The 23,134-nt window shown below is 35.8% G+C and carries 25 protein-coding genes and 1 pseudogene; 6 read left to right on the top strand and 20 right to left on the bottom strand.

Features of this window, described 5'->3' with window-relative positions; all coding sequences use genetic code 11:
* Positions 1–426: 426 nt before the first annotated feature.
* The 7 genes and pseudogenes from RTW14_RS00345 to RTW14_RS00315 form a co-directional block, all read right to left on the bottom strand.
* Positions 427–1,188: a DUF4367 domain-containing protein gene (locus RTW14_RS00345; protein WP_312647300.1), complete on the bottom strand. Its 762-nt coding sequence runs from the start codon at positions 1,186–1,188 to the stop codon at positions 427–429.
* 2 nt (positions 1,189–1,190) lie between these two features.
* A complete protein-coding gene (locus RTW14_RS00340; RefSeq protein WP_312647299.1) occupies positions 1,191–1,736 on the bottom strand; it encodes an RNA polymerase sigma factor in 546 nt (181 codons plus the stop codon).
* A 249-nt stretch (positions 1,737–1,985) separates the two neighbouring features.
* A complete protein-coding gene (locus RTW14_RS00335; RefSeq protein WP_312647297.1) occupies positions 1,986–2,192 on the bottom strand; it encodes a hypothetical protein in 207 nt (68 codons plus the stop codon).
* Between the two features lie 393 nt (positions 2,193–2,585).
* Positions 2,586–3,863, bottom strand: coding sequence for an adenylosuccinate synthase (locus RTW14_RS00330; protein ID WP_312647295.1), 1,278 nt, complete (start codon positions 3,861–3,863; stop codon positions 2,586–2,588).
* A 215-nt stretch (positions 3,864–4,078) separates the two neighbouring features.
* Complete coding sequence (gene purB, locus RTW14_RS00325) at positions 4,079–5,509, bottom strand: adenylosuccinate lyase (RefSeq protein ID WP_312647294.1); 1,431 nt, start codon at positions 5,507–5,509, stop codon at positions 4,079–4,081.
* 113 nt (positions 5,510–5,622) lie between these two features.
* Positions 5,623–5,766: pseudogene (gene nrdD / locus RTW14_RS18775) on the bottom strand (anaerobic ribonucleoside-triphosphate reductase); the annotation flags it as partial.
* Between the two features lie 322 nt (positions 5,767–6,088).
* The gene (locus RTW14_RS00315; RefSeq protein WP_312647291.1) at positions 6,089–6,643 is read right to left on the bottom strand and encodes an HDIG domain-containing metalloprotein; all 555 of its coding nucleotides are present in this window, start codon (positions 6,641–6,643) and stop codon (positions 6,089–6,091) included.
* Between the two features lie 184 nt (positions 6,644–6,827).
* On the opposite strand from RTW14_RS00315, the gene RTW14_RS00310 reads away from it, so the two are divergent.
* The 3 genes from RTW14_RS00310 to brnQ all read left to right on the top strand — a co-directional run bounded on the left by RTW14_RS00310 (position 6,828) and on the right by brnQ (position 10,363).
* Complete coding sequence (locus RTW14_RS00310) at positions 6,828–7,547, top strand: tRNA threonylcarbamoyladenosine dehydratase (RefSeq protein ID WP_312647289.1); 720 nt, start codon at positions 6,828–6,830, stop codon at positions 7,545–7,547.
* A gap of 115 nt (positions 7,548–7,662) precedes the next feature.
* Complete coding sequence (gene uraA / locus RTW14_RS00305; RefSeq protein ID WP_312647288.1) at positions 7,663–8,997, top strand: uracil permease; 1,335 nt, start codon at positions 7,663–7,665, stop codon at positions 8,995–8,997.
* Positions 8,998–9,040: 43 nt separating this feature from the next.
* On the top strand, positions 9,041–10,363 hold the full coding sequence (brnQ, locus tag RTW14_RS00300) for a branched-chain amino acid transport system II carrier protein (protein WP_312647287.1): 1,323 nt from the start codon (positions 9,041–9,043) through the stop codon (positions 10,361–10,363).
* A gap of 227 nt (positions 10,364–10,590) precedes the next feature.
* Here brnQ and RTW14_RS00295 read toward each other — a convergent pair whose 3' ends face one another.
* The 6 genes from RTW14_RS00295 to RTW14_RS00270 form a co-directional block, all read right to left on the bottom strand.
* A complete protein-coding gene (locus tag RTW14_RS00295) occupies positions 10,591–10,764 on the bottom strand; it encodes a hypothetical protein (protein WP_312647286.1) in 174 nt (57 codons plus the stop codon).
* A 219-nt stretch (positions 10,765–10,983) separates the two neighbouring features.
* On the bottom strand, positions 10,984–11,253 hold the full coding sequence (locus tag RTW14_RS00290; RefSeq protein WP_312647285.1) for a phage holin: 270 nt from the start codon (positions 11,251–11,253) through the stop codon (positions 10,984–10,986).
* Entirely contained in the window at positions 11,243–11,488 is a 246-nt protein-coding gene (locus RTW14_RS00285) for a hypothetical protein (protein ID WP_312647283.1), read from the bottom strand. The genes RTW14_RS00290 and RTW14_RS00285 overlap by 11 nt, the downstream gene beginning before the upstream one ends.
* Positions 11,470–12,123, bottom strand: a complete 654-nt coding sequence (locus RTW14_RS00280; protein ID WP_312647281.1) for a M23 family metallopeptidase — start codon at positions 12,121–12,123, stop codon at positions 11,470–11,472. The genes RTW14_RS00285 and RTW14_RS00280 overlap by 19 nt, the downstream gene beginning before the upstream one ends.
* A gap of 94 nt (positions 12,124–12,217) precedes the next feature.
* Complete coding sequence (locus tag RTW14_RS00275) at positions 12,218–13,375, bottom strand: hypothetical protein (RefSeq protein WP_312647280.1); 1,158 nt, start codon at positions 13,373–13,375, stop codon at positions 12,218–12,220.
* Positions 13,376–13,672: 297 nt separating this feature from the next.
* Positions 13,673–14,113: a hypothetical protein gene (locus tag RTW14_RS00270; protein WP_312647279.1), complete on the bottom strand. Its 441-nt coding sequence runs from the start codon at positions 14,111–14,113 to the stop codon at positions 13,673–13,675.
* A gap of 208 nt (positions 14,114–14,321) precedes the next feature.
* Between RTW14_RS00270 and RTW14_RS00265 the strand changes: the two genes are divergently transcribed.
* Both RTW14_RS00265 and RTW14_RS00260 read left to right on the top strand, forming a co-directional pair.
* On the top strand, positions 14,322–14,708 hold the full coding sequence (locus RTW14_RS00265) for a helix-turn-helix domain-containing protein (RefSeq protein ID WP_312647278.1): 387 nt from the start codon (positions 14,322–14,324) through the stop codon (positions 14,706–14,708).
* A 320-nt stretch (positions 14,709–15,028) separates the two neighbouring features.
* Positions 15,029–15,910, top strand: a complete 882-nt coding sequence (locus tag RTW14_RS00260) for a glycoside hydrolase family 25 protein (RefSeq protein ID WP_312647276.1) — start codon at positions 15,029–15,031, stop codon at positions 15,908–15,910.
* A 132-nt stretch (positions 15,911–16,042) separates the two neighbouring features.
* Here RTW14_RS00260 and RTW14_RS00255 read toward each other — a convergent pair whose 3' ends face one another.
* The 7 genes from RTW14_RS00255 to RTW14_RS00225 form a co-directional block, all read right to left on the bottom strand.
* Positions 16,043–17,476, bottom strand: a complete 1,434-nt coding sequence (locus RTW14_RS00255; RefSeq protein WP_312647274.1) for an amidohydrolase family protein — start codon at positions 17,474–17,476, stop codon at positions 16,043–16,045.
* A gap of 15 nt (positions 17,477–17,491) precedes the next feature.
* A complete protein-coding gene (alr, locus tag RTW14_RS00250; RefSeq protein WP_312647273.1) occupies positions 17,492–18,628 on the bottom strand; it encodes an alanine racemase in 1,137 nt (378 codons plus the stop codon).
* Positions 18,629–18,710: 82 nt separating this feature from the next.
* Complete coding sequence (locus tag RTW14_RS00245; RefSeq protein WP_312647271.1) at positions 18,711–19,079, bottom strand: metal-dependent transcriptional regulator; 369 nt, start codon at positions 19,077–19,079, stop codon at positions 18,711–18,713.
* 171 nt (positions 19,080–19,250) lie between these two features.
* A complete protein-coding gene (locus RTW14_RS00240) occupies positions 19,251–19,802 on the bottom strand; it encodes a 2-oxoacid:acceptor oxidoreductase family protein (protein ID WP_312647269.1) in 552 nt (183 codons plus the stop codon).
* Positions 19,802–20,014 carry a 4Fe-4S dicluster domain-containing protein gene (locus RTW14_RS00235; RefSeq protein WP_312647268.1) on the bottom strand — a complete coding sequence of 71 codons (213 nt, stop codon included), beginning with the start codon at positions 20,012–20,014 and terminating at the stop codon, positions 19,802–19,804. The genes RTW14_RS00240 and RTW14_RS00235 overlap by 1 nt, the downstream gene beginning before the upstream one ends.
* Positions 20,015–20,018: 4 nt before the next feature.
* Positions 20,019–20,831, bottom strand: coding sequence for a thiamine pyrophosphate-dependent enzyme (locus RTW14_RS00230; protein WP_312647267.1), 813 nt, complete (start codon positions 20,829–20,831; stop codon positions 20,019–20,021).
* Positions 20,824–22,020, bottom strand: a complete 1,197-nt coding sequence (locus tag RTW14_RS00225; protein ID WP_312647265.1) for a 2-oxoacid:acceptor oxidoreductase subunit alpha — start codon at positions 22,018–22,020, stop codon at positions 20,824–20,826. The genes RTW14_RS00230 and RTW14_RS00225 overlap by 8 nt, the downstream gene beginning before the upstream one ends.
* Before the next feature lie 425 nt (positions 22,021–22,445).
* On the opposite strand from RTW14_RS00225, the gene RTW14_RS00220 reads away from it, so the two are divergent.
* Positions 22,446–23,108, top strand: a complete 663-nt coding sequence (locus RTW14_RS00220; protein WP_312647264.1) for a GntR family transcriptional regulator — start codon at positions 22,446–22,448, stop codon at positions 23,106–23,108.
* The last annotated feature ends 26 nt before the right edge of the window (positions 23,109–23,134 follow it).

Genomic DNA, 23,134 nt, shown 5'->3' with positions numbered 1-23,134 from the left:
TTATTCATAACTCACTCTAAAATCTTCATCAAAATAAGGATTTTATCCACCACTAATCAAAACTTTTCATAATCACACAATCATAATCATCACTTCCAATCATTACTAAATTCTTTATATATTTAATAACCCTTTTTCTCACCGTTTTGTGACACCATTTTGAAAATATCTTTGTATTTTTTACTTATACTTCATTTTTCATAGGCAAGCCCCTAACATGCCTATGATTCAATTATATTGCAGGTGCTCAGATTCAATATTCAAAATGTCTACAACCTTATTGTTCTTATAGCACTTTACTGTGGCCTTAACATAATATTTTTCATTTTTTTATTGTTTGATGAAATAAAAAAACCTCTTTTGTTTCATATATTAATAACTGAAACATAAGAGGTTTTGTGACACTTTTATTTAATTTTATATATTTTATTTTTGAATAGACATACTTTCTGCAATTTTTACTAGTTCAGTTAACTCAAGTTCTGCGGAGACCTCCATTATCTGGTCACTTTGTAGCCATGCGAGTACTGTTTTTCCATCATTTTTAGCCCAGTAGCCCTCATATTTTTCATTAATCTCTACTCTTCCACTCTCCTCCGCCTCATTATCAAGATACAGCTTCGTTCCCGCTGCTTTTATCTCTGAAATCTCTACAAAGTGCCCTTCACTTTCTGTAAATATAATTCTATTAATACCGCCTATATCTTTAACACTGCTAAATTCAAAGCCCTCTGGCAGATACTTTGGATACCAAAGTCCTTTTAGTTGTTCCTTCTCCTCAGTGCCACTGTCTGAATTGTCATCATTTGGTGAAAGCCCCAAATACTCTGTTTTTACTTCAACCCATAAGTTATCAAAATGATATTTAAATGCTTCTACATTGTTTACAAGCGTCATACCTACAACACCCAAAACCAGAAAAACCATCGCACAAACTTTGGCAAATTTTCTTAGCCTGATTTTTGTATTTGTTCGTAGGGCTGCTTTCTTCTCACTTTTTATCATCTGCAATACTTTTTCATGTGTTTCTTGTGGAATAACAAAACCTTTGCTTTCAGCTTCATTTTGTTCTATTTCAGCCTCACGCAATTCAAGAATTCTCTGACCTATGACTCTAAGCACAGCATCGCTTTTGGCCGCGACAGTTTTTCTATATAATTCGTCATTGTTTTTTTTGACATCTCTCATCACTAAGCCCTCCTTCTTGCATTATCAATTATAACTGCTAGCCGGATTTTGGCTCTTGACAGACGTTTTCTTACGGCTTCTTCACTAATATTTAAATGCTCTGCAATTCTCCCATTATCCCAGCCCATACCATATTTCACTGCTATGATATCTTGGTCTTTTGCCCTTAGCTGTTCAATGCAGTCCAGAATCCACTGGCTCATGTTTAAATCAGCAATAATTTCATCTGCATGAAACTCATCTATAATACTAATAACCGTATCATCATAGGGTTTTGTGACACTTTCTTGTAATTTTTTTTCATTATAATAATCTATAGCTGTAGTATATGCTATTGTATATAAGTAATTTCTGCTTTCCTTTGAGTTCGTATCCCCGATTCGCTCTATGTTTTTAACTACTTTGTAAAAAGTTGCCTGAAGAACATCCTCAAATAAGGAGTCATCTTTGATAATTTTTAAAATATACCTTCCAAGAGGTTTTTCATATTTGCGAAACAATATATCTATTTTTTCTGCATCGTCTATTGAGATGGTCAAGATAATCATTTATTGTAGTTCCTTCTCTTATCTTTAGCAATAACTTCTTTAACAATTATACTTTTTAATTCTTGCTTATTATTATATCATGGATAACTACAATTTGGAGACAATTAACACTTATCTTAGCGGGTAGCAGACCTCCTCTAAAGCATCACCTCTGTACTTGTAGCTTTGTTTTTTGAATTGTATATATTTGCCCAAAATAACAAAACTGACCTTCTGATGATTTCTCATCTTTAAAGGTCAGCTTTAATTTTAACGTTTTGTATTAGGTCCAAGTCCTTCTTTTTTGGAATTATGCCCTAGGTTTTGATGCTCAATACTTCCTGGCGGTACATTTCCATTTTTAATTAGTTCTTCCGCATATCTCTCATTACCAAACCAAAGATCTTCTCCTTCAGGTTTAAAACTTCTAGAGTTTTCCATATTCGAAGTTTCCCATAAGTTATCTGTGTCTTTCAAAGAATTCACCTTCCTTTCAAGGGTTATTCTTACCTTATTACTCAAAATTATATATGCCATTATAATGAACCCGAATATGCCTGCATCATTTTTAATTTCCTTGCGCAATGCTTGCCACAAAATGTTCAACTTATTGAAGTTCCACCCTACCGAAAATTTACGGAAAACTAAAATCTCGGTAGGTTTTTTACATAAAATCAAGCTATTTCGTACTTATTTTTGTTAATTAACTAAAAATACTACCGCGATTTTATAATTTGCAAAAAAATATGGTAGCTTTTGCAAAAAAAGGCTACCATAAATCTTAATTTCATTCAATTTTGAAAGTACGCTCTCCAATTTCCAATCCTTCGGCTCTTCCAACCTTCTGATTTTCTTATCTTCTAGCTTGTGTTATCTTCTTAGGATAATATCATCTCTTCCTGGTCCGTTTGAAACCATTGTGATAGGCACTCCAATTTCTTTTTCAATTTCAATGACATAGTTCTGGCATTCTTTAGGAAGCTTGTCGAAATCTTTTATACCTCTAATGTCGCACTTCCAACCAGGTAACGTCTTTAATACTGGCTTTGCCTTGTAAAGCTGTGTTGTATTAGGGAAATCTGTTGTAACCTCCCCATCAATTTCATATCCTATACACATAGGGATTTCATCTAAGTATCCAAGTGGATCTAATACAGTAAGTGCAACTTCTGTAGCACCCTGCATACGGCATCCATACTTTGTAGCCACAGCATCAAACCAGCCTACACGTCTTGGTCTTCCAGTAGTTGCGCCATATTCGCCGCCATCACCGCCACGCTTTCTAAGTTCTTCAGCTTCATCACCAAATAATTCACTTACAAATGCTCCAGCACCAACAGCACTGGAATAAGCTTTAACTACCGTAATAATTTCCTTGATCTCATACGGCGCAATGCCCGCTCCAATCGCTCCAAATGCAGCTAGGGTTGATGAAGATGTAACCATTGGATAGATACCATGGTCAGTATCCTTAAGCGCTCCCAACTGACCTTCAAGAAGTACTGTCTTTCCTTCTTTAATCGCATTGTAAAGGTAAGCAGAAACATTACATACATAAGGTCTAACCATTTCTCTGTACTCAACCATAGTTTTATAAAGTTCTTCTTTATCAATTGCTGGTTTATGATATAAATGTTCTAGGATAATGTTCTTCTGTTCGCACACATTGTCGATTTTCTCTCTCAATGTCTCTTCATCAAAAAGTTCATTTACCTGAAAACCTATCTTTGCATATTTATCGGAATAACAAGGTGCAATACCTGACTTTGTTGAGCCAAAAGACTTACCGCCAAGTCTCTCTTCTTCATATTCGTCAAATAAAATATGGTAGGGCATTAAAATCTGTGCTCTATCTGAGACTAAAACTTTAGGCTTTGGAACTCCTTGTTCTACTAAAGAGTTAATTTCTTTTACAAGGTATGGAATGTTTAATGCTACTCCATTACCAATAACACTAGTAGTGTGATTATAAAATACACCAGATGGTAATAAGTGTAATGCAAACTTACCATAATCATTTACAATTGTATGTCCTGCATTGCTTCCACCTTGAAATCTGACAATTATATCACATTCCTTCGCAAGCATGTCTGTAATCTTACCCTTACCTTCATCGCCCCAATTAGCTCCTACTATTGCTTTTACCATAAAAACACCTTCTTCTTTCTTCATTATCAAATATATCAATTAAAAAAGCCGATTTAACCAGGAAAAATATTATTACCAGATTAAATCGACCTCTGGCATGTGTCTGAAGTTGAAGCCCTAGCCCAATTTGCCGAAGCAAATTGCAGACAGGTCTCATGCAAGAAATTCGCAAATCTCTGATTTGCAGAATTTTACTGCAATGAAATGCCTAAACACTAAACAGTTATTTCCCCTGTAATTCCTAATACATCCTTATTCTTATCAAGAATAGGTTTAATTATTTCTACAATAAATTCTGCTGTCTGCTGCACCGATCTTCCCACAAAATTTGCAGGATCCATAATGCTTTGAAGCTGTTCTATTGTCATGTTAAATGCAGGGTCTGCTGCTATTCGCTCTAGTAAGTCGTTTTCTTTGCCTTCAACCTTAACCATCTTACCGGCCTCCATAGAATGCTCTCTGATTCTTTCATGAAGTTCCTGCCGGTCTCCACCAGCCTTTACTGCATCCATTAAGATATTTTCAGTGGCCATGAAAGGTAATTCCTGCATCAGCCTAGCATGAATAACCTTCGGGTAAACTACAAGTCCGTCGGTAATGTTCAGGTATAGTTCCAATATTCCGTCTACCGCTAAAAATGCCTCCGGAATACTTATTCTTTTGTTTGCGGAATCGTCAAGGGTTCTTTCAAACCACTGAGTTGCTGCTGTGATAGCAGGATTGGTTGCATCTGCAATTACATAGTTTGCCAGGGAAGCAATTCTTTCACTTCTCATAGGGTTTCTCTTATATGCCATTGCTGAGGAACCAATCTGATTTTTTTCGAAAGGCTCTTCAACTTCTTTTAAGTGTTGTAATAATCTTATATCATTTGAGAATTTGTGTGCACTTTGTGCAATTCCACTCAGTACATTTACTACTCTGCTATCCACCTTACGGCTGTAAGTCTGACCAGAAACGGCATAACATGAGTTAAATCCCATTTTCTTTGCTATCAATCCATCAATCTGCTTGACCTTTTCATGGTCTCCATCAAACAATTCAAGGAAACTTGCCTGTGTTCCAGTTGTTCCCTTTGAACCAAGAAGCTTCATGGAACCAATCAGATGCTCTAAATCTTCTAAATCCAATAATAATTCCTGCATCCAAAGTGTTGCACGTTTGCCTACGGTTGTTGGCTGTGCCGCCTGAAAGTGTGTAAAGCCTAATGTAGGCATGTCCTTATATTTATCTGCGAACTTTGCAAGTTCTGCCAATACATTTATGAGCTTATTTTTTATAAGCTTAAGACCCTCTGTCATAATGATTAGATCTGTGTTATCGCCCACATAACAAGAAGTGGCACCAAGATGAATAATTCCCTTTGCTTTAGGGCACTGCTGTCCATAAGCATAAACATGGGCCATAACGTCGTGCCTTACTACAGCTTCTCTTTCTTTTGCTACATCATAATTTATATCAAGTGCATTTGCTTTTAATTCATCAATTTGTTCCTGCGTAATGTCCAGGCCCAACTCTTTTTCAGTTTCTGCAAGCGCAATCCAAAGACGGCGCCATGTACGGAACTTCATCTCCGGTGAGAATATATATTTCATCTCCTTGCTGGGATAACGTTCTGATAAAGGGCTTGTATAGTTTGTTTTCATATATCATAATCCTTTCTTTACGCCATAGAAATACAAATTACTTTTTGAACCCATATATTTTATCATCATCCTTTTTTAATTACAAGGAAATTCATGTTTCCTTTAGATTAAATTTAAATACGTTCCATATTACTGCATTTGCATCCGCCAAGTCCATGTTTCACTCGATCATGTTCCTCTGCTGCCTTTGCATCGTTCCAGTGATCCATTGTTCCTACTAAGTACCCTGTAATTCTTCTGATTCTGTCAAAATTTACATGTTCAAATTCATAACTTAAATCAACAAATTCTCCATCCACCTTTATATCTAGACTTTCCAGTTTTCTATTATATTTGTTCTGTAAATAATCCACATAAACCTGTGCTTCTTTTTCATTAACACTTCCAGTAATTTTAATTGCCATAATAGCGTCCTCCCATATATCTTAATTTTAAAATTTAACATCATATAGTAATGATTTTACACCCAACAACAATATATTGTATAGTACATTAGCAAAAAAACAAAAAAAAAACAAGGGTATCATACCTTATAATACCCTTGTTTTCATTAGTTAAACCTATCGGAACTTTACTTTACTACTGCTCACAAGTTTTCATGGCTTCAAGGGTCTCAGAAATTAACTGGTCCAATTCCCATCCAAGCATATTAGCTCCCTGTTCTATTACATCTCTTGAACATCCCGCAGCAAACTTCTTATCTTTATATTTCTTTTTAACTGACTTTAATTCCATATCCTGAACACTTTTTGATGGTCTCATAAGCGCAGCCGCCCCGATTAATCCTGTTAATTCATCCACAGCAAATAATACTTTTTCCATTTCGTGCTCTGGCTTTATATCACAGCATAATCCGTACCCATGACTGGCAACTGCATGAATAAAATCTTCTTCAAAACCTTTTTCTTTTAATATTTCTTGGGCCTTTACACAATGTTCCTCTGGATAAATCTCAAAATCTATATCATGAAGCAGACCTACTACTTCCCAGAAGTCAGCATCCACACCATAGCCTAACTTCTCTGCAAAGTACTTCATACAGCCTGCAACAGTTAAACCGTGCAGTATATGAAACTCTTCCTTATTATATTCTTTCAATAATTCCAATGCAGCTTCTTTATTTATTGTTTTCAACAAACTCGCCTCCTTGTTTTTTTGTGATTTGCAACAATTTCCCCCAAACTTTTTAGTTGTATATATTATCTCTTGTTTCGCTTTTAAATTCAAGTAATAAATGCTAAAATAAAAGACACCCTATTTAATTAATGACACATTTGATTAATAGAACACATGATAAACTATAAATTGGAGAAAATATATGCAGGGACAAGAAACAATATATACAAGAACAGAAAGACTTTTAGGCACGGATGCCTTAAATACATTAGCTGCCTCTAAGGTTGCCGTTTTCGGAATTGGCGGCGTTGGAGGATATGTAGTAGAAGCTCTTGCCAGAAGTGGCGTTGGTACCATCGACATTATTGATAAGGATGATGTCAGTATCAGCAATATCAACAGACAGCTTATAGCTACTACTAAAACCGTAGGAATCCCCAAGGTTCAGGTTATGAAAGATCGAATCCATGACATTAATCCTGACATCATTGTAAATGCATATCAATGCTTTTACCTGCCTGAAACTTCAGAGCAGTTTAATTTTAGCAATTATGATTATATTGTGGATGCAGTTGACACAGTTACTGCTAAAATAGAGCTAGTCATGAATGCCGAAGCAGCGGGAACTCCGATTATCAGCAGTATGGGTGCAGGCAATAAACTTGAACCGTCTATGTTTGAGGTTGAAGATATTTATAAAACATCTGTATGCCCACTTGCGAAAGTCATGAGAAAAGAGCTTAAGCAGAGGGGGATAAAAAAACTAAAAGTAGTTTACTCAAAAGAACAACCTATAATGGTTTCGAAACCGGAACCCGGTCAAAAGTCGATTCCTGGAAGTATTGCTTTTGTACCTTCCGTAGCAGGACTTATTATTGCGGGTGAAGTAATCAAAGATATCGTTAACAATTGTGTGAAATAATATAAATTAATACAAAATTTTATCTATTTATACAAATTTCCTTAAAATTGTTCTTGCTCCCATCAGCAGAAAATGCTATAATCTCTTTTGGTCTGATGAAAGGAGGCTCTTTTTTATGGAAAGAAAAATTATTCAAGTAGAGGAAAAGGTTCCGTTTTCTCTTTTGGCACCGCTTAGTATACAACACATGTTCGCCATGTTCGGTGCATCAGTTTTAGTTCCCTTTTTGTTTGGGATAAACCCGGCGGTCGTTCTCTTTATGAACGGTTTCGGTACATTATTATTTATACTTATTACCAAAGGCAAAGCACCGGCTTACTTAGGCTCCAGCTTTGCTTTTATTGCGCCCGTAATTACCTTAATAGGAAAGTTTGGACAAGATTTAGGTTATTCATATGCCCTAGGCGGTTTCATTGCCGTGGGTTTCTTTGGATGTATTCTTTCTTTAATCATATACAAGTTTGGCGCAGATTGGATTAATATTGTTCTGCCCCCTGCAGCTATGGGTCCTGTAGTTGCACTGATTGGTCTTGAACTTGCAGGAACAGCAGCAAATACAGCTGGCCTTTTTGAAAATGTTTCCTATAATCTAATAGAAGGTACCAGTACTTTTGCAAAAGTTGTAACACCTATTGATTCTAGAAATGTTATTGTGTTTGCCATTACCCTTGGTACTGCAATTTTCGGAAATGTACTGTTTAAAAAGTTCTTTTCAGTTATTCCAATCCTTATTGCTATTGTGGCCGGTTACATTGCAGCCTTCTTTACAGGTCTTCTAAACTTCGATAAAGTCGCAGCAGCGCCACTTTTTGCAATCCCCAATTTTTCAACACCACATTTTAATTTAGAAGCGATTCTTATGATTCTACCGGTTTTATTAGTAATCGCATCTGAACATATTGGTCACCAGATTGTTACAAGTAAAATCATTGAAAGAGATCTTTTAAAAGACCCCGGACTTCACAGAAGTTTATTTGCAGACAACTTTTCAACTATGCTTTCAGGTTTCATCGGTTCAGTTCCTACAACTACTTATGGCGAAAACATTGGAGTTATGGCTGTTACAAAAGTTTACAGTGTTCGTGTAATAGCTGGTGCAGCAGTGTTGTCAATAGTTTGTTCCTTCGTCGGAAAGCTTTCAGAACTTATCAGTACAATCCCTGGTCCTGTTATCGGTGGTATTTCCTTCCTTCTTTACGGTATGATTGGTGCTTCCGGTATTCGTATTATGGTTGATGCAAAAGTAAACTATGGTAGATCAAGAAATCTTACTCTTACTTCTGTAATATTTGTAACAGGCCTTTCCGGAATTGCCATAAATCTCTGGGGAATTCAACTGAAAGGCATGGTGCTTGCCTGCGTTGTTGGTATGATATTAAGTTTACTATTCTATATCTTTGATAGAATGGGAATCACGAATGATAAGGAAGAACCTGATCAAATAGTATAAATTTATGACAATAATATTTAGACAGAAAAGACAGAGGTAAAAAATGAACCAGAAATTAAGTTTTAGCAAACTTCTTTCATTATCTTTAATGTTGTTTGCTATGTTTTTCGGAGCAGGAAATATGATTTTCCCTCCAATGTTAGGACAGTTGTCCGGTGAAAACTTTTTACACAGTGTTGCCGGCTTTGTGGTAACTGACGCAGGGTTATCCATTTTAGGAATAGCTGCAGTTGTTATGGTTGGCACAAAATTAGATGATTTGGTAGGCTTAATCGGTCCAAAATTCTCCGTGTTTGTGGGTGTTATGATTTATTTATTAATCGGTCCATTATTTGCACTGCCAAGAACGGGTACGGTTTCTTTTGAATTAGCGGTTGTACCTTTTATACCCGATGATATATCAAAAGTTACATTTTCAGTTATTTTTACAGCTATATTCTTCGGTATAACTTATATATTAAGCTTAAATCCTTCAAAAATAGTTGATATCGTAGGAAAGGTATTAACACCAGTACTTTTAATCTCTATAGCAGTAATTTTTATAACCTGTTTCTTTCATCCTGTTGGTGAGATTGGTCCGGCAACTGGTGACTATGCATCCATTCCTTTTTTCAAAGGTATGATAGAGGGTTATCTGGCACTTGATGGCCTTGCAGCTTTAGCTTTTGCTATTGTAGTTATTAATGCGGTTAAGGATTTTGGAATTTCTGAACCAAAAGCTATTGCAAAATACACACTGCTTGCAGGCATACTTGCTGGCGTAGGTTTAGGTATAACCTATCTTGCTTTAGGTTATGTAGGCGCTCAGACTTCCAATGGTCCAGCATTTGAAAATGGCGGACAGTTATTAGCAACTGTAGTGTCTAAGCTTCTGGGAACAGGTGGAAATATTGTTTTAGGATTAGCCGTTTTATTAGCGTGCCTTACTACTTCCATTGGTTTGTCAAGCTCCTTTTCAGATTACTTCAATCTTATTTTACCGAAGTTTTCATATAAAAGCATTCTAGCTACAGTCTGTATTTTTAGTTTTGCACTATCTAACGTTGGATTAACTACAATGATACATTTTACACTTCCAGCATTAGTTATGATTTATCCCCCTGCAATAGCTCTTATTCTATTATCTTTTTGTAACAGGTGGATTAAAAATAAGCCTGAAGCCTATGCTTTAGCTCTTTTGTTAGCTTTTATAATCGGAATATTTGACGGTTTAAAAACTGCAAATATTTCTTTAGGAAGCTTAAGCGAATTAGTTTCCAGAATTCCTTTATTCGACTTGGGCTTAGGCTGGGTAATACCGGCCATTATTGGGTGTTTAATTGGTACACTGCCTTGTGTAAAGTTCTTATCCAATAAAAACTCTTAATTTATTTTATTTAACATAGTTAACCTCTAGCGTCGCCAGAAGTTTTATAATATAAAAAGGGCCGGTATCAAATAAAATTGATACCAGCCCTTTTTTGTACATCCGTGCTTGAATTATTTCTGTATCCTATATTTCATTCCTTAGATCAAATTGGCTGTCAACAAGATTTTATATCATGGCATTATTCCAACTATAATATACAATTACTTTTTGTATAAGCAGTGCATTTATCGGGGAACATTATTTATCAGTATTTCTACTAATTGAATTAATCGCTTATCTCCTCTGAGACGTTCAACTATTTCGCATAACCTCATATCACATTCAGTCGGATCCCCCTTTATTGTAAAAATAGGGATTAATCCATATTTTCCACTGTCGTATAAACCTCTATATTCCATTTAATCACCTTTCTTTTTTATCATTCTAAAACATAAAAAATACATTAATTACAATACACATTTGACTACAGCATTTGCTATTTCTTTGCTTTGAAAGTACTACCGCCTCCTCTTTATATGCCTATTGAAAAGTGACACTTTTAGGTATTATACATGCATGTTAAGTATTATTATAGCATTGGCTGTATAAATTTGTCTAATTGACCATGTTTTATTTTTTTAATTGGGATTTTTATATTCTCTGGCTTGGACGCTATCTCCCATCCCCTTCGTTGTTGGATCTGTCACAGCATTAAATATACTAATTATCACAGCAACTACAACTACAGGATTTTGAACTGCCTTTAAAAGTACGTTTAAAAGGCATCCCCATGTTGTCATGTCTTCCCATACAAGACCGAAATAAGCGAAAATAGGCCCAAAAAATCCGCACAATATTTGGATTACAAATATTGGATTTTTTAAACGAACTCTCCAATTAATTTTCATTACTATTTACACCCCTTTTAATTTCATCAATGCGATGGTGTGCAGACCTTATTGATTGCTCCACAGCAGTCATTCTTTCAACTATGTGATTATGCTTATCTACTTTCTTTTCTAAAGCTCCTATGCGATAATTTATAATTTCCTCTGTTGATTTCTGACCAATCTTTGCAATCAATAGCTGTACTAAGATATTTCCACTCGTAACAATTATTGCTACTATAATTGTTGATTCCATATTTTTACCATATCATAGAGCTTGTCCATATATCGCTTACTAACCACAAGCATCCTGGCCATATCCTCTGTAATATCCAAATTTTCCTCAGATTTTCCGTTTAATACACCACAGTCCACAAGGAATTGAATATCTTTCTGTAGGGATTCTGGCATTTCCTCCACTCTTTTATATCGTTCCATCGCATCATTTTCCTTCTTTCTATTTTTTTTTATAACCTTCCTTAAATAAGTCTCTGGGTCAATAGATACACCATTGACAATAAGTTCAAAATGCAAATGTACAGTCATATTTCTTATTGTTTTGGTACTTGCCCCCATTATTCCAAGTTCATCTCCAGCCTTTACTTTAATACCAATACTTAAACTAGATCTTTTCTCTAAATGCTGATATAAAGTCTTATACCCACCATGACTAATAATAACGACCCAGCCCCGTGTATCATTCCAATAATTACTTATAACTGTTCCGTCACACGCCGCTAAAATCTTTGTATCATTTTGACTAAAATCTCTGCCGATATCCACGCCTCTATGGTATGTACTTGCCCCTTTTATATTAGTCCTTCTCGGTCCAAATGGACTTGTAATTCTTAAAGGCGCATTTACCGGCAAAGAATTAAATTGAATATACAAATTACCGCCCCCTTAGGCAATTTACTATAAGAGATAAAACAACGCTATCAGAAAATCCGATAGCGTTGCTCATTATTTAGTAAGACATTTATTACTAATATATATATCCCATAAAATCAATACTAGTATACTGACCTACCATAGTATCAGATGGCCTTATCGTGAATGAAAATGAGTTTTCATTATAAGAAAATTCTCCTATATCTACTCGAGAATTCTGCTTCTTATATGGTGTTCCTGTAAAATAGAACCCCCCATAATTATACATTTTTGCCTCATTGCCACTATATTCTGATGAAAAAATACTTCTATCCTCCATATCTATACCATGCTTTACAACTCTTCCCTTAACATCACTAATATTAATTGGCATAAATCCTATATAATCCTGATCCATATATGCTGATTTAATTGTTCCATCCGTATTTCTTACAATATAAAAATCTGCGACAAAATAGTCTTCGATCCCATCATCTGCCAACCTAATCATCTTTGGAAAGTAACCTGAAATGCCAGTATCAAATGTAAAAGTTAAGCGTTTGCCATTATTAGCCCAGTCTTCTGTCATCATTTGGTTATCTTCCATTTTAAATCGTGCCTTATACCCCCCAAAGTTGCCTCTTTCAACTTCTGTAATTTTACTTCTTACTTCGGCTAATTCTGTATGAAGCTGTTTAACTTCTGGTGTACCATTCTCAACTTCTGTAATTTTGCTTCTTAATTGGGCTAACTCTGTATGAAGAGATTTAACTTCTGGAGTGCCATTTTCAACTTCTGTAATTTTGCTTTTTATTTCAGTAAGTTCTGTATTAAGCCACTTATCTTCTGGGGTGCCATCTGCTTTTAATGTGTTGATTTCACCTGTACTCATTTTTGCTAAAACATGAATAGGTGGCGCAGTAAAAGTCCCATTACTTCTGTTATACCATTTCCCAACCAAAGTCTGGTCATAAGTAGAAATTTCTATTTTCTTTGGATCTGTTACCTTTGCCTCCAATGCAACTACCTGAGTAACAATATCCTTGTCATCCAAAATAGCATAATAGAACATAATATCTTCGAATTTACCAGTTGTTCTATTATACTTTTTCCCGATTAAAGACTGATCGTTAGTAGGAATTTCGATGTACTTTGAATCTGAAATCACTGTTGGAAGGGAGTAGATATCTTCCACCACATCCTGCTCATTTAGGAATGCATAATAATGCATTTTTGCTGCCATTGTGCCAACACTTTTTAAATCTTCTTTCATTGTTTTACCTCTTTCTTTTTCTTTCCTGCACAGGTAATTTATTCCTATGCAAATACATAAAAAATAGTTTCAAAGAATTACTTTTCTGCACTCATGTGCAATCAATTATAAATTAACTTAGTCACATGTACTCACCCCCTCATTGACCAGAATGCTGGTTTCCCTTTTTTCTGCATGAAAAAAGACCTTCTGCAATTTACAGTAAGGTCTTCTTATAATAGTTATGTAGTTCTTGCTACTTAACTTGATACCATAATATCATTAGAAACAGGCTATGTATTCTCAACTATTTCTCACTTAACCAAAAAGCAGTTTTTTAAACCTACTTACCGCTTCATCTTTTTTCCTGTAAATAGTTGCAGGTTCTCTTTCCAGTTCTTCACACAGTATATCTACAGCATCCTGACGCTTCTTTATACCCATTGTATAAAATACTTGCAACACTCGTTTCTCCTCCCCCGTAAGGTTTTGCCATGCATGATCATATAACTTTCTCTCTGCCTCTAAATCCTCCATTCTTTTTTCTACAGTCTCTTTCTGAATAATAAGATTTATAATTGCATCATTTGTAATTCCTTTTTGTACATGTACTTTATCAGATTGAGCGGACTTTAGCCCCTCATCATTTACGATCTCTTCATATTGTTCTTTTAGAGACTTTAATGCAGCAAGATTATCTTCCCTGTTTCGAATCATATCCTCTACCACCCTGTTAAAATTAATGTACTTATCAAACATTACTATTCATCCTCCCTCTAATCCCTTTTATAATTACAGATTCTATGCGTTCATTTCTTCATCAAAGTACCATCCCCCCTTTAAATGTACCCCTCTGCAATATATATAATAGCTCAACGCAATAATATTGTCAATATGGTGCAACAAAATATTGCAACGTGGTATTCGGCATGATACTATATATAATATAAAAAGGCAGGTGATTAAGTTGCCCATAGGAGAGCGAATTAAAAAACTTAGAAAAGAACTAAAAATGAATCAGACTGAATTTGGTGAGCGTATCGGATTAAAACAAACTGCTATTGGAATGTATGAGAATAATCTTCGCGGAGTTGCAGACAGAAGCATTCTTTTGATTTGCAAGGAATTCGGTGTTTCAGAGAACTGGCTTCGTAAAGGTGAGGGGCAAATGTTTCTAGACATGGCACAGGATGAAAAAATCGTAGCACTCACAGCACGCCTGCTTGATAATAAGCAGAATTTTAAAAAGACCTTGCTATCAACTATACTTGAAATGACAGAAGCCGAAGAAATTATTCTTGAAGGATTTATTAAAAAGTTATGCAAAAACCTAAATGGAGAAAAAGAAAGGTAGATCTGATAATCCTATCTTTACACACTAAGAAAAAACCTCCCGCCAAGCGGGAGGTTTTTCCTTAGTGTGTGTGTATCTAATAAAAGAAGGAAACCTGCATTTCCAAATTGAAATGCATATTTCAGGGTCCCAATAATCCCCTACAAGAATTATTATAGACAATAATTGTGATGATTATGTGTGGATTTTATGTAAAATTTATTGAAATCCTTAAGAATTTCTTAATATAAACTCCCTTTATTCTTAACAATTGTCATATATAGTAAATATATACTAAAGTTATTATTATATAAGCTGTGCAATTATTAGGAGTACTATTTATGACATATGAAGAAACAAAATCTCGCCGAACAAAAAAAAAGAAAGCTAAAAAAGTTTTCACACCTTTTAAACTTATTTTAATTTTTCTACTTATTTTTTGTCTTTGGCATCTAAATATAAGTAATATATTTAGTTTAATTTTAAATAACACTGAAGCATCCGCCACCACAGACTCTATTGATGATCCATATAAAGATGTACCTTTACATAGTTATAACTGGGACAATCTGTCTGTTACATCTAACCGCGTTGAATATGCTGATGCAAAAGGCTCTGAGGCTATGCAAGGGGTGGATGTCTCCCGTTATCAAGGAGATATCGACTGGGCAAAGGTAAAAGCTTCTGGAGTTTCCTATGCCATGTTACGGGTAGGTTACAGGGGTTACGAAAGCGGAATAATTACTATAGACGAAAAATTTATTCAAAATATGCAGCAGGCCATTGCAGCAGGAGTTAAAGTTGGCGCTTATTTCTTTTCTCAAGCCATTACAGAGGATGAGGCAATAGAAGAAGCCGAATTTGTTTTACAAAACATTTCAGGTTATGATATTTCTTTTCCTATTGTCTTTGATTTAGAAGAAATTTCATCTTCAGATCACCGTACTTATAATTTAACACGGGAACAGCGCACCGATATAGCACTGGCTTTTTGTAATCGCATAGAAGCTGCAGGTTATACTCCCATGGTATATGGTAACGCTTCCTGGCTTACAGATTATTATGATCTTACACAAATTATAAAATATGATATTTGGCTGGCTCAATATGCCGATTGTCCAAGTTTTCCATATGATTTTAAAATGTGGCAGTATACAAATGCAGGCTATGTTGATGGCATTAATCATATCGTAGATATTAACTTATGCTTTACTTCTTACTAATACATAAATAATTAGAAATTTCGTTAGGTCTTGTGTGAATAAAAAATGTAGCTTCGCCCCTCTGCACTTCCTTTTTTAATATAATAGAAAATATCGATAGACTTTCCTATTATATAAAAAAACGGCAGCAGCTTAAAGCTGCATGCCGCTCATTAAATTGTACCATTCCTGCATGTTATCTTCTTCTACATCATATACAACGTGTCCCGCCAAAATCGTCATATCTGCTGAAAGTTTTTTAAACATAGCTGGTTTCATTACATCAAAAGGATTCTCCTCAAAGACTACAAGGTCTGCATACTTTCCGACTTCAATTGACCCGAGTTTATCACTAACTCCAAGGGATACCGCCGCATCTATAGTAAATCGATCCAAGATTTCTTCAACACTTGAAGCCCCCTCGATTGCCGCATATTCATTTGACGGTTCACATCTGGTGGAGGGCTGAAAGAAAACATTATCCAGACACATTTCATTCAAACAGAATCCTTCTCTGTCTTCTCGAATATCTGCATCACTGGCTACGATAAAATTATTTTTTCGGTATCCTGCATTTCTAATTGCTGTAATGCTTGCCATACATTCCATAAAAGCTTTTCTATCCAAAATGTCCATGTGCGCATCAAACCCTCTGGCGCAGACCTGTTCCAACAGCTTTCTTAGATTTTCTGTGTCTATGCTTTCATAGTCTGCATCTCTGCTGAGCGTTATTTTCAAAGTATTGCAATGAACATAGTCATCTAATTCTGTCGTGTTTGTTTTTTTCTGCATAAGACGATTTATGACAGTCTCTGGTTTTATATTTCGAGCAACCCGTAAACTTCCAAAATGCCTTTGCTTAATCATATCCTGCTGATGCATGTTAATAATGACGTTCTGATAAAAATTATCCATAAATTCAGGGGCACCTGCATTAAAAATACTTGTAAATCCCCTTGAACAGTATTCTGAAGCCAGTCCTACCGTTTTATTTTGAAGCTCATCATAGTCAAAAGGTGATACCACTTGCAAAAAATATTCTATTGATATATTTAGAACTCCATCCTCTTGAGCCGCTGCTCTGGCCTGTTCAAGCGCACAATTGTTCACCCAAAGTGTAGCCTCACCATTACTCATAAGCATTATGGGTTTATCCAGGCAAACTTCATCAAGTTTAGCACTAGCCTCTTCCTGAGTCAGCTCTTTTAAAACATTGTTACCAAATCCATACCCAAAATATATTTCTTCTTCTGGGTTATTTAAAATATAATCAGACATCATTCCCAATATATCATCTATATCCTGATTTTCAGAAACGGGAATATAAGTATCCTCAAAAACCCGAAGGGCAGGATGACTATGAGTATTGATCAGACCTGGCAGCATATATTTACCTGCTAAATCTACCACATAAGTATCCGCCCCTGTAAATCTTTCTGCTTCCTGCCTGTTGCCTACATATATAATTTCTCCATCCTTACAGGCTACAGCTTCAGCCCAAGGCATATCTGCATCTTGCGTATATATATTGCCGTTTACAAATACAGAATCCGCAGTCCGGTCCTTTTTAAATAATCCAAAAACCATCTATTCTTACCTCTTCTACTTCACATATACTTTTGGCAGTCGTTGTCCAAACGCACATACAATTTCATAGTTAATTGTTCCAGTTGCCTTTGCGATATCATCTGCTAAAATAGTATTCTTTCCATCGCTGCCCATGATTATTACTTCATCTCCAACTTTTACACTGGGCACATCTGTAACATCAATCATACACTGGTCCATGCAGATATTTCCTGCAATTGGTGCTATTACACCATTTACAATAACCTTTGCCTGAGCTGAGTATGGTCTTGGGTATCCGTCTGCATAACCTAAAGCTATCGTAGCTATTAAACTTTCTCTTTCAGATATAAATTTTCTTCCATAACCCACGGAGAAATCTTTACCAACCTTCTTCAGATGAACGATGTTTGCTTTAACTGACATAACTGGTTTAATTGAAAGCTGATTCTTATCAACCTCATCCGAAGGGTAGCATCCATAAAGAATAATTCCTGGTCTGACTGCGTCATAGTGAACAGATGGAATTTCCATAATTGAAGCGCTATTTGCAAAAGTTCTGAAAGGCACACTAATCCCTGCTGACTTTAGTTTTTCATAAAATCCCAGGTATCTTTCCTCTTGAGTCTTTGAAAAATTCTTATCAAACGCATCAGCAGTAGCCATATGTGAAAACATTCCCTTAATCTTAAAATTTGAAAGTGCTGATATTTTCTTAACATCTTCTACTGCACTCTCATCATCCGAAAGATATCCGATTCGTCCCATGCCTGTATCTACGGCAATAAGGCCCTTTACTGTCTTTCCCTTTGCCATTGCTTCCTCTGAAATAGCCTTGGCATTTTCGGAGCTGCAAACAACAGGTGTAATGTCATATTTAACAATTGCATCTGCATACATATCAGGGGTTAAGCCAAGCATTATAATTTCACCTTTAATGCCGGCTTCTCTTAGCGTAACCGCCTCCTGTAGTGTCGCAATGGCAAAAGTGCTAACGCCATTCTCCATAAGGACTTTGGCAACTTCTACTGATCCATGTCCATATGCATCAGCCTTAATCACTCCGATTATCTCCGTATCTGCTCCTGCTTTAGCTATAATGTTCTTAATATTATAGTCTAAATTTGATAAATTAATTTCTGCCCATACTGGTCTAATTGCTTCTTTTAACATTTTTCAATCCTTTCTTTGGGAACCCATAGAGAAATTCCCGAAGGGATCGGCCTCGAGAATCTCCTGTTTTTATATATTAAATTTATTTGTTAACGAGTGCTTCACAAATTTTTCTATAAGTTTCATTAGATAAATCATGCTCTATCCTGCAAGCATCCTTTAAGGCATTTTCCTCACTTACACCAAGGATCTCCATTAAGAACTGTGAAATATTAGTGTGTCTTTCATAAATATTCTCTGCCGCTATCTGACCTGCGTCAGAAAGAGTTATATGGCCTTTCTCGTCCATATAAATATACCCAGCTTTTTTTAGTATGCTCATAGCCCTGCTAACACTAGGCTTTGAAAATCCCAACTCTGATGCTACATCAATGGAACGAACGATATCATTTCTTTTATGGAGTACTAAAATTGTTTCCAAATAGTCTTCCCCCGACTCATAAATTGCCATATTATCACCTCCGACATTTCATTAGTGCTTACATTTTACCATATACTGTGCAAATTTCGCAAGTATACTGCGTATAAAGCTACAGAAATAACACGAACCCTATAAAAAAGACTGTAAACAAGATTTAAAATTCCCGTTTACAGTCTAAATTTTATCTATGTTATTAGATCATTAGGCGCTTTGCTTATTTCTTTCTTGTAATTGTTTCGCCATGTATTGATAGCCCTTATCATATGCATCTAGGTTTAAGCCTGCAATACTTGCTGCAAAATTATCCATTATCTCAGCTTCTACTGTAGGATAATGAAGCTTAGGCAATAACTTTGTTAATGCTCCAAGCATTATCATATTTACTACAAAAGGCTTTCCCATTTCTTCTGCAATTTCAGTTGCAGGAATTCTAAAATGTTTATCCGAATCAGTCTCTACAAGAGTACTGTTAATCAAAACAATTGCATCATTTTTTACTGTCTTTCCATACTTTTCATAACCCGCCTGATTGAATGCAATAAATACATCAGCAGTGTCAACTTTCATGTAATCAATGTTCTCATCAGAAATAACTACTTCTGCCTTACATGCTCCGCCTCTTGCTTCCGGGCCATAACTCTGAGTTTGTGAAATGTTGTAATCTTCTCCTAAGCCATATGCTTTTGCAAGTAATACAGATGACAAAATTACCCCTTGACCGCCTGCACCTGAAAATCTTACATTAATTCTCATTACAATTCCTCCCCTATCACATCAATGGCTCCATCTGGGCACATTCTTTCACACATGCCACACTGCACGCATTCTTTTGCATTTGCAGCCTCTGGCATATTGGTTCCATACTTATTTCTATTTTTTGAATGAATGAATACTTTTTTTGGACATACTGTAATGCATATATCGCACCCTTTGCAGCATGCCTTGTCAATTGTAACTGTTGCCATCTTTTTAACCTCGCTTAACGCCTTGCTGGGCTAATCTTTCTTCTACTCTATCAATATATTCCTTTGCATTTTTGTCGTGCTTCAAAAGACCTATTCTGGTTTTTCCTTCTGGAATCTCCATCCCTTCTTTATAGATGTAAGTGCTTTCTTTATACATCTTCATAATCGCAGAAGGATCTTTCTCGCCATAAACGTTTTTTCCTGCCTGAACCGGACATTGGGTAAGAACTTCTATAAAAGAAAAGCCTTTATGCTCCATTCCCTCTTTAATAGCCTTTTCAAGCTGAACAGGATGAGCTGTTGTCCATCTGGCAACATAACTTGCCCCCATAGCCATTGCCATTGCACAGCCATCCATAGGTATGTCAATTGCACCAAATGGAGAAGTCTTTGTCACTGCTCCTACCGGAGTTGCTGGCGATTTTTGTCCTCCAGTCATTCCATAAATATAGTTGTTTACAAGAACAACTGTTAAATCGATGTTTCTCTTTGCTGCATGTATGAAATGATTACCTCCAATCGCAAGGCAGTCTCCATCTCCTGTGAAAACCAGAATTTTCTTTTTTGGCTGAGCAAGTTTAAGTCCTTCTGCAAAGGCTAGTGCTCTCCCGTGCATAGTATGCATAACATCTAATTTAAGATAACAAGGTATCCAGGATGAACAGCCTATACCGCTCACACAAGCCACGTCTTCTTTAATACCTAAAGCATCTATCGCCCTAATTGCTGCATTTTGCACTATCCCATTTCCACATCCAGGGCAGAAAAGAGTTGGAAGTAAATCCGTTTTTATGTACTCTTTGTATAACTTATTCACTTACACCCACCTCCTTAAGTATTCTATCTAACAGTTCATTTGGTGTGTGTATGTCTCCACCACACTTAGGCATTGAAACTACTCTCTTATTTTTTAAAGCTCTTTCAACTTCTCTGCAATATTTTCCCATATTCATCTCTGGTACAATAACCAAATCAACATTTTTAGCCAACCTCTTTAATTCCTCTTCTGGGAATGGCCAAACAGTATTTATCTTTATTAAGCCAACTTTTAAATGACTGTAGTCTGTCTGGATTACCTCTGGAAGACTCTTTCTAAACAAATCTTTTAGAGGCTTAAATTTTGTCTGAATTCTATCGTCCTTCACGCCTCTTGCTAGCTTTATAGCATTCATTGACGGCCTTGATACTGAGCCCCAAGCTACTATAGCTACATCGGCATCTTCCATAAAATAAGTATCTATATCTGTAATCTCGTCGATGCTATCTGTGATTTTCTTATTTATATTGTTAATAAACTCGCCACTCTTATTTGCCAAGTGACCGATTCTTTTCCCGTTTTCATCATGTAATTGTCCTTCAACTAAAGAATTTTCTCCCTTAAAAAAGTCCGCCTGAGGGGAAGCAACATAAGATTGCTTTGTACTCTTAATCTGCTTGGATCCATCCTCAACTACTATTTTTTCTCTCATATGTCCTACAACTTCATCTGCCAATAAAATAACCGGTGTTCTGAATTTTTCTGACAGTTCAAAAGCCCTTACTGTAAAATCATACATTTCCTGTACTGAAGATGGTGCTAAACATATAATCTCATAATCACCATGACTTCCGTATCTAGCCTGGTAAATGTCCTGCTGTGAAGAAAGGGTCGGCTGTCCTGTGGAAGGACCGCCTCTCTGGACATTAACAATAACAACTGGGGTTTCTGTTACTGCAGCAAAGCCTATGGCTTCCTGCATCAATGTATATCCTGGTCCTGACGTTGCTGTCATAGCCTTTTTACCACCCCACCGTGCGCCTAATATAGCACACGCTGATCCGATTTCATCCTCCATTTGAATGAAAGCGCCTCCTACTTTTTGCATTTCACCAGAAAGTAGTTCAATTATTTCTGTTGAAGGCGTAATAGGGTAGCCTGCAAAAAATCTGCATCCTGCATATATAGCACCCTTAGCACATGCTTCATTCCCCTGGAGCACTAGCTTTTGTAATTCTTTTTCTCCCATGTGAACATCAAACCTCGTTTCGTTAATCTTATAACCAGTTTTATAAGATTATATTAACACCAAACAAGTATAAATAGCAAACAAATAACCGAATTTTGCGACTACTTTTCTGTTCTTTATTAGTGTTTAGTATTATTGTATACAATTTTTGCGTTAGCGCTATATGTTGCAATCACATAGATTCTGTGCAGTAGTGTCGCTTTAATGTAATAATGTGTACAATACACAAAGTTAAACAAGCTCATTTTTTTGGTACTAGTTTGCTATATTATTATTTATATAAGCTTCCTGGGGACTTTTTATGAATTTATCCTATTCAAGTATCTTTAAATTTGATAAAATAAATATGTTGAAATTTGATAAAATAAACACATAGAATGAATCCATTATTAAACCTTATATTGATATAAACGCGAGGTAACAAAGTGTCAGATACAAAGTTTTCAAATTCTTCCTCTCTTACGAATGAAATTGTAGATATTCTAAGAGAAAGAATTCTAAAAGGCGAATATATTATTGGCGAAAAAATAATCGAGAATCAAATCGCCACTGAATTCCGTGTAAGCAGAACTCCTATACGAGATGCCTTCAAGCAATTAGAATCTGAGGGTCTAATTGACTATATTCCTAATCGCGGAAGTTTTGCAAAAGGCTTTACGAAGCAGGACATGCAGGATATCTATTCCGTAAGAAGCGCTCTTGAGCAGCTTGCCATTGAATGGGCTATTGAACGAATTACGGCAAAAGAACTTGAACAATTGCAAAATCAGATTGAACTTATGGAGTTTTATACAAAACGTAAGGACTGTCAAAAAGTTATGGAAACAAATGTTGCTTTTCATGGGATTATTTACAGATCTACACGAAGCCGCTTCTTATCGCATATTCTTAAGTCCTATCAAGAATATGTTCAGCAGGCCAGAAGGGCTACAGTTTCTGAGCAAGAAAACCTAGATGTTATATGTATTGAGCATAAAGAAATATTAAAAGCTATAAGAGATAAAAATGTGGAGGACGCAAAATTTAAAATAGCACGTCATCTAGATAATTCCAGAAACCGCGCACAATCAAAGTGGAATATAAAATAAACTATAATATACTTAACTGATTACAA

Source organism: Aminipila sp., assembly GCF_032051575.1.
Classification (GTDB): Bacteria; Bacillota; Clostridia; order Peptostreptococcales; family Anaerovoracaceae; genus Aminipila.
This window is presented reverse-complemented; position numbering and strand designations above follow the sequence as displayed.